Annotated in this window: 12 protein-coding genes and 1 pseudogene; 6 read left to right on the forward strand and 7 right to left on the reverse strand. The window is 66.0% G+C overall.

Going from position 1 to position 12209, the window contains the following annotated elements:
- The first annotated feature begins 11 nt into the window (after positions 1-11).
- The gene (locus SCA01S_RS05425) at positions 12-1301 is read left to right on the forward strand and encodes a dicarboxylate/amino acid:cation symporter (RefSeq protein WP_082350093.1); all 1290 of its coding nucleotides are present in this window, start codon (positions 12-14) and stop codon (positions 1299-1301) included.
- Positions 1302-1437: 136 nt separating this feature from the next.
- Positions 1438-2052 carry a superoxide dismutase gene (locus SCA01S_RS05430; RefSeq protein WP_022675669.1) on the forward strand — a complete coding sequence of 205 codons (615 nt, stop codon included), beginning with the start codon at positions 1438-1440 and terminating at the stop codon, positions 2050-2052.
- 75 nt (positions 2053-2127) lie between these two features.
- Here SCA01S_RS05430 and SCA01S_RS05435 read toward each other — a convergent pair whose 3' ends face one another.
- The 3 genes from SCA01S_RS05435 to SCA01S_RS22085 form a co-directional block, all read right to left on the reverse strand.
- Positions 2128-3399, reverse strand: coding sequence for an AI-2E family transporter (locus tag SCA01S_RS05435; RefSeq protein WP_245652450.1), 1272 nt, complete (start codon positions 3397-3399; stop codon positions 2128-2130).
- Between the two features lie 187 nt (positions 3400-3586).
- A complete protein-coding gene (locus SCA01S_RS05440; protein ID WP_028657704.1) occupies positions 3587-4213 on the reverse strand; it encodes a sigma-70 family RNA polymerase sigma factor in 627 nt (208 codons plus the stop codon).
- On the reverse strand, positions 4206-4382 hold the full coding sequence (locus SCA01S_RS22085; protein ID WP_157088860.1) for a NepR family anti-sigma factor: 177 nt from the start codon (positions 4380-4382) through the stop codon (positions 4206-4208). Before SCA01S_RS22085 ends, SCA01S_RS05440 begins: the two co-directional genes overlap by 8 nt.
- Before the next feature lie 373 nt (positions 4383-4755).
- Here SCA01S_RS22085 and SCA01S_RS23010 point away from each other — a divergent pair, with 373 nt between their 5' ends.
- Both SCA01S_RS23010 and SCA01S_RS05445 read left to right on the forward strand, forming a co-directional pair.
- Complete coding sequence (locus SCA01S_RS23010) at positions 4756-5298, forward strand: hypothetical protein (RefSeq protein WP_327195882.1); 543 nt, start codon at positions 4756-4758, stop codon at positions 5296-5298.
- Positions 5249-6460: a CHASE domain-containing protein gene (locus SCA01S_RS05445; protein ID WP_369405405.1), complete on the forward strand. Its 1212-nt coding sequence runs from the start codon at positions 5249-5251 to the stop codon at positions 6458-6460. The genes SCA01S_RS23010 and SCA01S_RS05445 overlap by 50 nt, the downstream gene beginning before the upstream one ends.
- Before the next feature lie 122 nt (positions 6461-6582).
- On the opposite strand, the pseudogene SCA01S_RS21665 reads toward SCA01S_RS05445, so the two are convergent.
- Positions 6583-7384 (reverse strand): annotated as a pseudogene (locus SCA01S_RS21665) (response regulator).
- Between the two features lie 122 nt (positions 7385-7506).
- Positions 7507-7863 carry a response regulator gene (locus SCA01S_RS05455; RefSeq protein WP_062783602.1) on the reverse strand — a complete coding sequence of 119 codons (357 nt, stop codon included), beginning with the start codon at positions 7861-7863 and terminating at the stop codon, positions 7507-7509.
- Between the two features lie 283 nt (positions 7864-8146).
- On the opposite strand from SCA01S_RS05455, the gene SCA01S_RS05460 reads away from it, so the two are divergent.
- Positions 8147-8839, forward strand: a complete 693-nt coding sequence (locus SCA01S_RS05460; protein WP_051146283.1) for a Crp/Fnr family transcriptional regulator — start codon at positions 8147-8149, stop codon at positions 8837-8839.
- 252 nt (positions 8840-9091) lie between these two features.
- Here the strand turns inward: SCA01S_RS05460 and SCA01S_RS05465 are convergent, their stop codons facing one another.
- Both SCA01S_RS05465 and SCA01S_RS05470 read right to left on the reverse strand, forming a co-directional pair.
- Positions 9092-9541 (reverse strand): response regulator, encoded by a 450-nt coding sequence (locus SCA01S_RS05465; RefSeq protein ID WP_054131807.1) that lies wholly within the window; start codon positions 9539-9541, stop codon positions 9092-9094.
- A gap of 142 nt (positions 9542-9683) precedes the next feature.
- Positions 9684-10841 (reverse strand): GNAT family N-acetyltransferase, encoded by a 1158-nt coding sequence (locus SCA01S_RS05470; protein ID WP_054131881.1) that lies wholly within the window; start codon positions 10839-10841, stop codon positions 9684-9686.
- A 156-nt stretch (positions 10842-10997) separates the two neighbouring features.
- On the opposite strand from SCA01S_RS05470, the gene SCA01S_RS05475 reads away from it, so the two are divergent.
- Positions 10998-12158 carry a fatty acid desaturase family protein gene (locus tag SCA01S_RS05475; RefSeq protein ID WP_245652451.1) on the forward strand — a complete coding sequence of 387 codons (1161 nt, stop codon included), beginning with the start codon at positions 10998-11000 and terminating at the stop codon, positions 12156-12158.
- Positions 12159-12209 lie beyond the last annotated feature (51 nt).

Genomic DNA, 12209 nt, shown 5'->3' on the forward strand with positions numbered 1-12209 from the left:
CTCACCATGGCATGAACCAAGCGATTACCGATCCGTCATCCGCTCCCGAAGGGGGCCTTCCGCCCATGGCCCATGTGCCGGCCCTGTGGATTTTCCTGGGGCTGGTCGGCGGGCTGGCGCTGGGCCTGGCGCTCGCCTTTGCCGCGCCGGCCGCGCTGCCGCCGATCCTGGCCGTGGCCGGGCCGGTCGGCGATCTGTGGCTGCGCGCGCTGCGGGCCACGATCATGCCGCTGGTGGTCGCGCTGCTGTTCACCGGCGTGGTGCAGACCGTAGCGGCGGCCCGCGCCGGGGCCATGGCCCGGCGCGCGCTGGCCTGGTTCATGGTCGTGCTGGTGGGCGGATCGGCCATGGCCGGGCTGTTCACGCCCACGCTGTTGGCGCTGGTGCCGATCCCGCAAGGCGCGGGCGCGGCGCTGCGCGCCAATGTCGGCGCGGCGGCCGCGGGCACGGCCACGACCATGCCGGCGTTCGGCGATTTCATCACCTCGATGGTGCCGGTCAACGTGTTCACGTCCGCAGCGGCCGATGCGGTCCTGCCGGTGATCCTGTTCACCGGGGTGTTCGCCATGGCCGCGACGCGGCTGCGCAGTGCCCAACGGCAAATCTTGACGGTCTTTTTCGAAGGCATTGCCGGGGCGATGCTGGTGGTGATCGGCTGGGTGCTGTGGTGCGGGCCGGTGGGCGTTTTCGCGCTTAGCCTGGTGGTGGCGGCCAAGAGCGGAACTGCCGCGATCGGCGCGTTGGCGCACTATGTGATGATCGTGGCCCTGACCGGCACGGTGGTGTTCCTCGCGGCCTATCCGCTGGCGGTGCTGGGCGGGCGCCTGCCGCTGATCCGCTTTGCCCGCGCGATGCTGCCGGCGCAGGCGCTGGCACTGTCCACCCAGTCTTCGCTCGCCTCGCTGCCGGCCATGCTCAATGCCTGCCGCACGCTGGGCCTGCGCGATGCGACCAGCGAACTGGTCTTGCCACTGGCCGTGGCGCTGTTTCGCGGCACCGGGCCGGCCATGAACTTTGCCGTGGCGATCTATGTGGCGCACTGGTTTGGCGTGCCGGTGGATGGCTGGCACATGCTGGCCGGCTTTGCCGTGGCCAGCGTGATGAGCTTTGGCGCGGTGAGCCTGCCGGGCACGATCAGCTTCGTTACCTCGATCGGCCCGATCGCGCTGGCCATGGGCGTGCCGGTAGAGCCGCTCGCGCTGCTGGTGGCGGTGGAAATGCTGCCCGATCTGATGCGCACGCTGGGCAATGTGACGATGGACGTGGCGGTGACGGCCGCCGTGGCCGCGCACGAGGATTGATCAGTTTGCGCTTGCAGCACGATCAGAAAAATTTACTGGAAATCGCTGTCAAATGCCATAGGCCGCAATGGCAACCGATGCCCGCCTGAGGCGTTGGTTTGGCATTGCCGATTTTCCCTGACGAAACGGAGCGACCATGGCGATTTCCCTTCTCCCGCTGCCCTATGCCGACAGCGCGCTGGACCCCACGATCTCGGCAGTGACCCTGCAGACCCACCACGGCAAGCATCACAAGGCCTATGTCGACAAGACCAATGCCGCCATCGACGGCACCGATCTGGCCGACAAGAGCCTGGAAGACATCGTGGCCGCCGCACAGGCCAAGGGTGACAAGGGCCTGTTCAACAACTCTGCCCAGACCTGGAACCACGGTTTCTACTGGCACAGCCTGACCCCGGAAACCAGCGAACCCACCGGCGACCTTGCTGCCGCGATCGAAGCCTCGTTCGGCTCGCTCGATGCGCTCAAGGCTGAACTGGCCGCGCAGGGCGCCGCGCACTTTGCCTCGGGCTGGGTGTGGCTGGTGGCCAAGGATGGCAAGCTGGTGGTCGAACAGACCCACGACGCTGCCACCTATTCCGACCTCGGCGGCAACCCGCTGCTGGTGATCGACCTGTGGGAACACGCCTACTACGTCGATTACAAGAACCTGCGTCCCGACTATCTCAAGGGCGTGATCGAAAAGCACCTGAACTGGGGCTTTGCCGCCGAAAACCTCGGCCGCGGTTCGCTCTGGGCCTATCCGGCCTGATCATCGCACCGCGATGACGACATGAAAAAGGGCAGGCCGCGCGGCCTGCCCTTTTTTGTATGCGGCGCGGTTGGGTCAGGCGCCTTGTGGCGTGCGCGGGGGCAACGGGCGGCCGGTCTCGTCACTGGCCATGTCACCCTCGTGCCCGGCATAGTCTTCGGGATGGCGCAGTTCATCCTGCGCGATCAGGCCCGGCTGGAACAGCGGCTCGCCAAACAGGAAGCCGACCAGGTTCGGCCGGCCCAGGTGATCGACCAGGGCCGTGAGCGTCAGCAGGATCGGCACCGAGAGCAGCGCCCCCAGCGTGCCCCAGATCCACGAGAAATAGCTGATCGAGATCAGGATCGAGACCGGATTGAGCGTGAGCCGCGCGCCCAGGATCGAGGGCGTGACGAAGTTGGCCTCCACCGCATGCAGGCCGAGGAACGCCAGCGCCGGCAGCAGGCCAAGCGCCACTGTGCTGGCCGTGCCGACACCGACCAGGGTGAGCAGCGCGACCATGACCAGTGGCCCGACATAGGGCAGGAAATTGAGCACGAAGGCGAGCCCGCCCCACATGATCGGCGCAGAAAAGCCGAATGCCCACGATCCTGCGGCCACGATCGTGCCCACGCCCAGGTTGATCTGCGCGACGGTGAGAATGTACGAGGCGACGCGATCCTGCACCGCGCGGATCACGCGGGCGATGCGGACCGAGGCGCCAAAGCTGTGGCGATCGAACAGCAGGCGCCGCTTGGTGCGGATGCGCGATTCGATCATGAAAAAGGTCAGCAGGAAGGTCAGCAGCACTTCGATCAGCACGCTGGGCGTGGCGAAGGCCACCTGCTCGATCACCGAAGGCGTTGCCACCACCACTTCGCGCGTGGCGGTCGAGCCGGTGAGGCGCGCGATCTGGCGGTTGATGTCATTCATCCACGCCAGGTTGCTGCGCAGTTCGGCAAAGCGCAGCGAGACGCGGCGCGCCATGGCCGGCACCTGGTCCACCATGTCGTAGGCCGGCTGCAGGATCAGCGACAGCGCGACGACCACCACCGCGATCAGCAGCAGCAGGGCCAGAAACGAAGCAAGCATGTTGGGCAGGCCCAGCCGCACCAGGCGATCCGCCGCCGGGGCCAGCACGATCGTCAGCACGATCGCGGTGACCGGGGGCAGGAACACGACTGATCCGATCGACAGCACGAATGGCAGGCCAAAGAACAGCCCCAGCCCCAGCAACAGCAGGATGGCCGATTGCAGGCGGGCTTGCTGCGTCTGCACCCCCGGTTCGGCGTGCAAGAGCGCATCCGGCGCGGCAGGCGGCGCGGCGGAGAGGGGGTCGGGATCGTTGATGGAATCGCTGCTGGACAAGGGGGCCACGGCCTGAATCTGGCGGTGATTCGCCTTTCGCTGTCTTGGGCTTGCGCCGGGGCGCAATCAAGGGGCTGGCGGTAATGCGGCCGCGCTTTGCCGCGTGACTGGTGCAGTGCTGCCCAGGCCCAGGCAGGGGCGGCCCCAGCCCGATCGCGGGCCGGGGCCAGAACCGCCAGCGTAACCGTCAGTGGCCAGACTGAACCGTGGTATCAAGCTCGTGCATGATCGCATCGTGTGCCACGGCATCGCCCGTGCTGCGACGCGGCAGCTGCCCGGTATCGATCATCTGCGCAAGGGCAGCGCGGGCGCGGCCGACGCGGCTCTTGATCGTGCCCACGGCGCATTGGCAAATCTGCGCGGCTTCTTCGTAGGAGAAACCACCGGCGCCGACGAGCAGCAGGGCCTCGCGCCGCTCGGGCGGGAGGGTGAGCAGTGCGCGGTGCATGTCCGACAAGTGCAGCGGGCTTTCCTGCCCGGCGGGCGCGACCAGCACGCGTTCGGCCACCGTCTCGTCATACTCCGCGCGAAAGCGGTTGCGGCGCATGTCGGTGAGATAGGCATTGCGCAGGATGACGAAGGTCCAGGCGCGCATCGAAGTGCCCGGCTCGAACCGTTCCTGCGCGGCCCAGGCCTTGAGCAGGGTTTCCTGCACCAGGTCGTCGGCCAGGTCGGGACGGCCGCACAGACCACGCGCAAAGGCGCGCAGGTGCGGAATGACACCGGTCAGTTCGCGTTTGAAAGCAACGGCGTTGCGGGCGGAGGCAGCGGTATCGCCCTTGGTGTCTGCCGACGGGCGTGGGGCATCAGCCATGCGCATCGCCGTCCAGCTTGTCGAGCAACTGCGCGAAGCTGTCGGGCAAGGGTTCTTCTACGACGGAATCGTAGAGTTTGCGCAAACCGTCCGCCCACTCGGGCGAGTTCGCCCGCGCGCTGGTGCGACGTCGGGTCCCCGGGTTTTTCATAGGTTTATCTTTCGACATTCGCTTTCGGCTTCGCCTCCCCCCATGGGTCTTGCGGATGAACGGATCGGATGTGCCTGGCGCGGCTGGCCGTTTGTCCATGCATAGACCATGGGGCCGCCAGAATCACAGGTGCCCGATGTCTTGGGTTATCGGTCTTGGGTTGTTGCGCATGTGGAACGAAACCGCTCGCAATCGGTTCCCGCAAAATCACCAAGACCGTGCCGGAAGCCCGGCGCGGCGTCCTGCGCTGTGAAAACCACATAATTGTCGGCCAGTTGCGGGCACAGGTGCTTGCGCCGTGCGTTGCATCGGGCATGATCAGGCGGCATGGGCTACGCAGGCGCACGCCGCACGTTTTGGGTATGGCAAGGTAAAGGGATCGCACGGGCACGTGGAGAAACTGCTCTCCCAGAAAAATCTGGCCCCAAGATGGTACGAGCGCTTTCCGCGGGCCTTGCCGGTGGGAATCTTCACGCTGACCATGGCTGTGACCGCGCTCAGCGTTTTCGCGATCGAGCGCGCGGACCGTCAGCGCGAGATTGCCCAGCTGGACAAGGTGGCCCAGGAGGTCTCGTCCGGGCTTGAACGGCGTGCCAACGGCAACGCCGCCTATCTGCGTTCCGCCGCCGCCCTGTTCGCCACGCGCCGCTCGGTCGAAGCCTCGCTGTTCCGCTCTTTCGTCGGCCAGCTGCAGATGGAAGGCAGCGCCAGCGGCGTCAACGGCATCGGCTGGGGGTATGCGCGTGGCGAGCGAAGACGTGCCCATGGTCGAGCGCGTGATGCGCAGCGGCGGCGGCCATGCAGACGGTGCGCCCATGCTGCCAACGCCGCCGTTTGCGGTGCGGCCAGCCGATTTTGCCAAGCGTGGCTATGCCGTGCCCGTCATGTACCTGGTGCCCGAAACCGCGCGCAACCGCCAGTCGATCGGCTTTGACATGGCCAGCGATCCGGTGCGCCGCATCGCTATGGATCGCGCCGAGCTGGAAGAGCGGCCGATCGTTTCGGGCAAGCTGCAACTGGTGCATGCCGGCCATGTCAGCGACCAGGTTGGCTTTGTCATGTACATGCCGGTGTTCGGCGCCAGCCGCGATGACGGCAGCCGCACCCTGCGCGGGTTCGTGTTCACGCCATTTGCCGCTGACGAATTCCTGCGGACCTCGCTGCCAACCGATCCTGATACGCCGCTGGGCGTGCGCCTCTACGATGGGACCGAAACCAATGCCGATCTGCTTGCGCAAGAAAGCCCGGCCGCGCGGTCGGGCCGGGTGGTGCGCCGCTGGGTCGATGTGGCGGGCCGGCGCTGGCTGCTGGTGGTGGAAGCGCCGCCGGCTATGGTGCTGAGCATGCTGTCGGTCATGACGCTGCTGTTCGGCCTGCTGGTGGCAACGCTGCTGCTGGTCCTTGCGCGGCTGGTCAGCCAGCAGGTCGCCGAAGATCGCGTGGCCCTGGCCTGGTTCGAACAGCAATCCTCGATCCGCGATTCGCTGACGCGCGAATTGAACCACCGCGTGAAGAACACGCTGGCCAACGTGCTGTCGATCATCGCGTTGACCCGCCGCCGCGCGCGCGATCTCGACAGCTTTGTCGAAAGCCTGGAAGGGCGCATCCGCGCGCTTTCCGCCACGCACGATCTGCTCACCCAGTCGGATTGGGGCGCCACGCCGGTAGACTTGGTGATCCGCGCCGAACTGGCTCCCTATGCGCAGGGCGCCGACCACCATGTCGACATGGGCGGGCCCGATGTGCAACTGGCGCCCAACGATGCGTTGTCTTTGGGCCTGGCGATTCACGAACTGGCGACCAACGCTGCCAAGTATGGCGCGCTCAGCGTGCCGGGTGGCCGTGTCGAGGTGCGCTGGGAACTGGCGGGCGAAACCACCGCGCGCATTTCCTGGCGGGAGCATGGCGGGCCGGCGATCGATCCCAAGGCGGGGCGCAAGCGCGGCTTTGGCACCGACCTGATCGAAAAGATCGTCGCCCATGAACTGCGCAATCCGGTGGACCTGCGGTTCGAAGCCGATGGTGTGCGCTGCACCCTGATCATTCCGGTGCGCGAGCGTGGCTCTTTTGCCATCCGCGAGGGCCGGCCGGTCTAAGGCCGGTTCATCAAGGGCGCCGCCCGCGAGCGCGGAAATGGCGCATGAAAAAGGCCGGACCAAATTGGTCCGGCCTTTCCCGAGGGAACTGTTAGAGCACCCCTGGCGGGGTGGCCGCTGGATCAGGAGAGCGGGCGGCTGGAGCCGAAGAACAGCGCCTGGCTTGATCGCGGCACGCACGGTCGCTTCCTGGAACGGCTTGGTGATGAGGTAGGTCGGCTCGGGCCGGTCACCGGTCAGCAGGCGTTCGGGATAGGCGGTGATGAAAATCACCGGCACATCGACCAGCTTGAGGATATCGTCCACCGCGTCGAGGCCCGAAGAACCATCGGCCAGCTGGATATCGGCGAGCACCAGGCCCGGCGTTTCGCGGCTGGCAATGTCGCGCGCTTGGGTGCGGGTGGCGGCCATGCCGCACACGTCGTGGCCCAGCGAGCGGACGAGGTCTTCCAGCTGCATCGAGATCAGCGGCTCGTCTTCGATGATCAGCACGCTGGTCGAGGACTCGCGGTCGATTTCCTCGATCGCTTCCTGCACCAGGGCTTCGACATCGGCCGGCGTGCGGTCGAGAATTTCGGCCACTTCGGCAACCGAGAAATCTTCGAGCGTGACCAGCAGCAGCGCCTGGCGGTTGGCCGGCGTAATGTGTGCCAGGCGTTCCTGCGCGGCGGTTTCGTGCAGGCCCAGATCGCTACCGCCGGAATGATCCAGGGTATCGACGAACGCACTCGACCAGACCTTGTTGAAGGCTCGATAGAGCGCCACGCGGCCTTCGCCGATGGCACTGCGCAGGTCTGCATCGGCAAGAGCCGCTTCCAGCGTGGCACGCACAAAGGCATCGCCGGTCTGCTGGCTTCCGGTCAAAGCCCGGGCATAGCGGCGCAGATAGGGAAGATTGGTAGCTACTTTGGCGCCCAGCGACATTTAAACCCCTTCCTGGATACGCAATGCACCCCTCAATGCCTTACGCCGGTTTCGGTTCCCGAACCAATATGCGTTTTTGCATCGACGGGTGCGGCATGCAGATAGGCACGCCGCTGCACCGCTCACTTTTGCGGATCGAACACACCGGTGGCCCAATCAGCCAGTTCCCAAACGCCGACCGGCTTGGGAAAGCGCGGCACGCCCGCCAGCGAGGCCGGGATCATGCCCGAATCTGCCCCGGAAATCAGCGCCACGGTACAATCTTGTGCGACGAGGTGCAGCGCCAGCGGCGCGGAATGGCCATCGGGCAGGCGCAGGTCGAGCAGGGCAGCCCGCGGCGTCTCTTGCGCGACCAGGGCTTCGGCTTCGGCAATGTCCACGGCCACGGCCACGCGAAATCCGCGTTCGGTCAGCTCGTCCTCGATTTCCATCGCAACCAGCACGTTGTCTTCCAGCACCAGAATGTAATCGGCAATCATTGCAACGCGCTCCGGCGCGCAGGCAGCGGGTGGGGGGCTTGGCTGGCCTGCGGCGGCGCGCTCTATCCGGGAACCGGGAACTCGTTTATGTCATTTGACATAGCCGTGGGACCGGACATGCCCGATCATGGCGCCCAACAGGGTGGCCGTTGCCGGGTAGGCAGGAGTGTAAGACAGCGTGCACAGAGGAGGCGGAAGCGCCGGCGGCGGCCAGGGTGCCGTAGATATCCGGCAATTGAATCAACCGTGCCGTACCTGTCCGCTGCGCGATCGGCCCGGGCTGGTGGCCCCCGATACGGCGCAGCGCGAATGGATCGAGCGCCATCGCAGTGGCGAACGCAGCGTGGCGCGCGGCGAGGAAGTGCTGCGCCAGGGTGCGCCGGGCGATCGGCTCTTCACCGTGCTGGAAGGCGTGTTGATGCGCTATCGCCTGCTCGAGGATGGGCGCCGGCAGGTGGTCAACATCATGTTTCCGGGCGATCTGGTCGGTCTGCAGGCCGCATTCGATGGCGAGATGAGCCATGGCGTCACCGCGCTCACCGATACGCGGCTGTGCATGTTCCCGCGCGATCGCTTCATGGAACTGGTTACGGCGCAACCCCGCTTTGCCTATGACGTGATCTGGCTTTCGGCGCGCGAGGAAGATGCGTTGGAGCAGCACCTGGTGGCGCTGGGCCAGCGCCCGGCGCGCGAGCGCGTGGCCTATCTGGCGTTGTGGCTGGTGGAGCGCGGCTTGCAGACCGGCATCGCGCCGCAGATCGGCCCGTCTGCCACGTTGCGCGTGCCGATCACGCAGGGCCAGGTGGCCGATATGCTGGGCCTGTCGCTGGTGCATACCAACCGCACGTTGCAGGCGCTGCGCAAGGCTGGCCAGGTGGATTGGATGGGCACGGGCATCCACATTCCCCGCCTGGACAATGTGCGGGCGATGGTTGGTTTCGATCCCCAGGGCTTGCCGAAAAGACCTTACATCTAAGGTGCTTGGCTCGAGGATTTGGGGGATTGGGGCGAAATTGCAAAATAATGCCGATTTTTTTCGGCGCGGTGGGAACCGATTTCGGGGCACCCCGTTAAAGGCATGTCACCGCCGAGACCCCCCCTCCCGTCCAAGCGGCTGGTGATACGATCCCGAAGGCCTCCGCCAATCCCCGGCGGAGGCCTTTTTCGTGGGCGTGTACGCACAGCGGCACACGCGGTGCGCCTGGTGCGCTGCAACCCCTGACCGTGATCAGCGCGTCAAAGCATTGCGCAGGCGGCCGAGCAGGCCGGCCTGGCGGCCATGGCGCTGCACCAGGCTGGCCAGGGCATCGGGTGGAAAGGGCTTGGCCAGCACGTGGCCAAGTTCGGCGATGTGCGGTGGAATGCTTTCCGGCGTGCCGGTGGAAAAGATGATCAGCGGTGGATTCGGGCTGATCGCCATGGCCAGTTCCGCCAGGGCCCAGCCGTCGTCACGATCGGCCAGGTGCACGTCGAGCACGAGGATGGAGGGACGCAGGCGCTGCATCTCGATCAGGGCCTGGGCGGTGGTGTGGCAGGTGGCCACGGTATCCGCCCCGGCCTGGGCCAGGCTGTCGGCCATGGCCAGCGCCACGATGGCCTCATCCTCGACCACCAGGGCATTGCCCAACCCGCCGCCGGCCGGGCCGGATGGCGCGCCGGGATGACCGAACAATTGCATGGCCTGCTTTCCCTTCTCCGGCCGCCTTGCACGCAGGTGCAAGGGCCGGCGCCCAAGTGGGGCTTGCCTTGGCCTATGCAAGGCTAACCCGCCGGGAACAACGCCTGTTGCGTCCGCGCGTTCCGCAGGCGCGGGCGGTGGATCAAAGCGCGCGTTCGTAGATCGTATAGCGCTTGTTGACGTGGCTATCGATCGCGTCGGCAATGGCGATCATCCCCTGGTTGTCATCCAGGATCCAGCCGATTTCCCCGCGTGAGGCGCCATAGTGCTGCACCGAGTTGCGCCGGATATATTCGATCATCATGAAGGCCAGCTGGCTCGCGAGGCGCGAGGATTGCAGCTTCTTGCGCACGCCCATCAGCGGCACGCGCATGGTGCGGCAACGCGGCTTGTTCAGCCAGCGCAGCAGCTTGATCCAGTTGAACGGAAACAGCTTGCCGCCCATCGGCTTCATCACTTCGTTGAGATCGGGCAGCGTCATCATGAAGGCCACCGGCTCACCTTCGTACTCGGCCACCATGATCAGGTCTTCGCGCACGATCGGCTTGAACTTCTTGCCGGCATAGCCGATCTCGGTCTGGGTAAACGGCACGAAGCCCCAGTTGTCCGACCAGGCATCGTTGAGGATGTCGAGAATGATCGCCGCTTCGCTGTCGAACTTGCTCTTGTCCACGTTGCGGATGCGGATCTTGGCGTTCTTCTCGCCCGATTGCACGATGCGCTGGATCAGCGGCGGAAACTGCTTGGTGATGTCCAGCTCATAGGTCAACAACTGCTTGGCCGGGGTATAGGGCAGCGCTTCGATATAGTGCTGATAGCGTTCGCTCTGGTGGCCCATCATCACCGTGGGCGGATGGTCAAAGCCCAGCGTCAACTGGCCCGGCTCTTCCCAGACCGACATCGACAGCGGCGCGAGCACGCGGGTCATGCCCTTGGCGCGCAGCCACTCTTCGGCCCGCGCGATCAGGGCGTGGGCGGTGCTTTCGTCTTCCGCTTCCAGCAGGCCCCAGTTGCCGGTGCCCGGTCCCATGCCCTGTACCGGGTCCATCGCCACGGCAAGGTGATCGATATGGGCGGAAATGCGGCCAACGATGCGCCCGTCGCGCCGCGCCAGGAACAGCTGCACATCGGCGTGTTCGAAGAACGGGTTCTTGCCCGGAGTGATCAGTTCCATCGCTTCCATGCGCAGCGGCGGCACCCAGTTGGGGTCAGATGCGTTGATGCGATAGGCCAGATCGACAAAGGCGGCCCGTTCGGCCTTGTTTGCAACGGGGGTGATGACTACTTCGCCTGCCACGATATCGCCTTTGTTTTGAGTTATACGCGCGCTGTCCCGGATGCCTGCGGTGCTATCCGGTGACTTGTCAAGCCGGACGAGCCCAGGCGGACCGGCGATCACCCGCCAGGCAGGTTTTTTGCCTGGTGTAACATGGGTTTCTTGGGAACCGTTTTTGCCATGCTTGTCACCGAATTTGCTGAACAGAGCGACGCACCTGCTGCTGCGGCCTCCGCTGCGCCAGCTGCCACGCTCCCCGCTGCGACGTCCACGCCTGCCCATCGCGCGCCCGGCCTTGCCGGCACGCCCGAGGACAAGGAGATGCTGCGCGCTGCGGCCGAATTGACGCGGGATATCGCCCGCGCCCGGCCGGAAATCTATTGGCCCGACATGCTGGTGTCGGCGCTGCTCGGCTATGGCGCGCTGGGCCTGGCGATTGCCACCGCGCTGCGCGGCGGCAACTGGGGCGTGGTCGTGGCGCTCGGGGTGTTCTCGGCCCTCGCGCTCTATCGCGCGCTGCTGTTCATCCATGAACTGACGCATATGCATCGCGATGCCCTGCCGGGTTTCCGCTTCGTCTGGAATCTGGTGGTTGGCATTCCGGTGCTGATGCCCTCGTTCATGTATGAAGGCGTGCATTCGCTGCACCATTCGCGCATCCGCTATGGCACCAGCGAAGACCCGGAATATCTGCCGCTGGCGCTGATGAAGCCCTGGTCGCTGCCGCTGTTCACCGCCACCGCGCTGCTGCTGCCGGTCGGCCTCTTGCTGCGTTCGGCCGTGCTGGTGCCGCTGGGCGTGATCGTGCCGCCGCTGCGCACGCTGGTGTGGGAGCGTGCCTCTTCGCTCTCGATCAATCCCGGCTTCCGCCGGCGCAAGCCGGAAGGCGCCATGGCGCGCATGGTGTTCTGGCAGGAACTGGGCGCCACGCTGTGGGCCTGGGCCGTGCTGGGCTGGTCGGCCACGCATGGCTGGCTGCCGCTGCTGATCGCGCTGGGCGTGATCGCGCTGGCCGCGCTGCTCAATCAGGTGCGCACGCTGGTGGCCCACCTGTGGGAGAACGAAGGCGAGCAGATGACCGTGACCGGGCAATATCTCGATTCGGTCAACGTGCCGCCGCCGGGCGTATGGGGCGCGATGTGGGCGCCGGTGGGCCTGCGCTATCACGCGCTGCACCACCTGCTGCCGTCGATGCCCTATCACTCGCTGGCCGAATGCCACCGCCGCCTGCGCGCCCATCTCGGTCTGCAGTCGACCTATGAGCGGGCCAACTATGCCGGGCTGTTCCCGCTGCTCGCGCGGCTGGTGCGCTCGACCATGGGCACGCGCGCCAAGGGCTGACGTTTCACCAGCAGTCGCGCCCTGAAAAAGCCCCGCGCCGGTCTTGTCCGG

This window comes from Novosphingobium capsulatum NBRC 12533 (assembly GCF_001598375.1).
In the GTDB taxonomy this organism is placed as follows: Bacteria; Pseudomonadota; Alphaproteobacteria; order Sphingomonadales; family Sphingomonadaceae; genus Novosphingobium; species Novosphingobium capsulatum.

What these genes read in the sequence shown, in the direction of transcription:
- SCA01S_RS05475 (WP_245652451.1), top strand. Translation starts at nt 10,998, where the DNA reads ATGCTTGTCACCGAATTTGCTGAACAGAGCGACGCACCTGCTGCTGCG.
- SCA01S_RS05430 (WP_022675669.1), top strand. Translation starts at nt 1,438, where the DNA reads ATGGCGATTTCCCTTCTCCCGCTGCCCTATGCCGACAGCGCGCTGGAC.
- SCA01S_RS05425 (WP_082350093.1), top strand. Translation starts at nt 12, where the DNA reads ATGAACCAAGCGATTACCGATCCGTCATCCGCTCCCGAAGGGGGCCTT.
- SCA01S_RS05440 (WP_028657704.1), bottom strand. Translation starts at nt 4,213, where the DNA reads ATGGCTGATGCCCCACGCCCGTCGGCAGACACCAAGGGCGATACCGCT.
- SCA01S_RS05445 (WP_369405405.1), top strand. Translation starts at nt 5,249, where the DNA reads ATGTACCTGGTGCCCGAAACCGCGCGCAACCGCCAGTCGATCGGCTTT.
- SCA01S_RS22085 (WP_157088860.1), bottom strand. Translation starts at nt 4,382, where the DNA reads ATGTCGAAAGATAAACCTATGAAAAACCCGGGGACCCGACGTCGCACC.
- SCA01S_RS05455 (WP_062783602.1), bottom strand. Translation starts at nt 7,863, where the DNA reads ATGATTGCCGATTACATTCTGGTGCTGGAAGACAACGTGCTGGTTGCG.
- SCA01S_RS05465 (WP_054131807.1), bottom strand. Translation starts at nt 9,541, where the DNA reads ATGCAATTGTTCGGTCATCCCGGCGCGCCATCCGGCCCGGCCGGCGGC.